1 protein-coding gene is annotated in these 353 nt (G+C 66.0%); it reads left to right on the top strand.

Translation table 11 applies throughout. The annotated features are described in order from the left end of the window. On the top strand, nt 1-353 hold a 353-nt coding region (locus IB269_RS28940; protein ID WP_192368955.1), incomplete at both ends, for a hypothetical protein.

Here is a 353-nt window from a genome sequence, read left to right as displayed (position 1 = left end):
TACACCTACGACGCCCTGGGCCGCAGGCTCAAGCAGCAAGTGGAAAGCGCGGACTCCACAGAATCCACCCGCACCCACTACTACGGCTGGGACGGCGACCGCCTCATCCACACCGAACGCCTGCAGCATGGCGACGACACCCGCCACATAGACCACACCATCTACGAACCGGGCAGCTTCACGCCCCTGGTGTGCCTGAGCACCACGGCCAGCGGCGACCCCCAAGACGAGCCCCACCTGCTGGTGCAAGCCATCACCGCAGGCCTGCCCGACCCGGACGACCCCAACCACACGCCAGCCCTGGCCCTGATTCAAACCATGCTCGACGCCATGCCGAGGGACATGCAGCAAGA

Source organism: Delftia sp. DLF01 (genome assembly GCF_014852125.1).
GTDB lineage: Bacteria > Pseudomonadota > Gammaproteobacteria > Burkholderiales > Burkholderiaceae_C > Comamonas > Comamonas acidovorans.
This window is presented reverse-complemented; position numbering and strand designations above follow the sequence as displayed.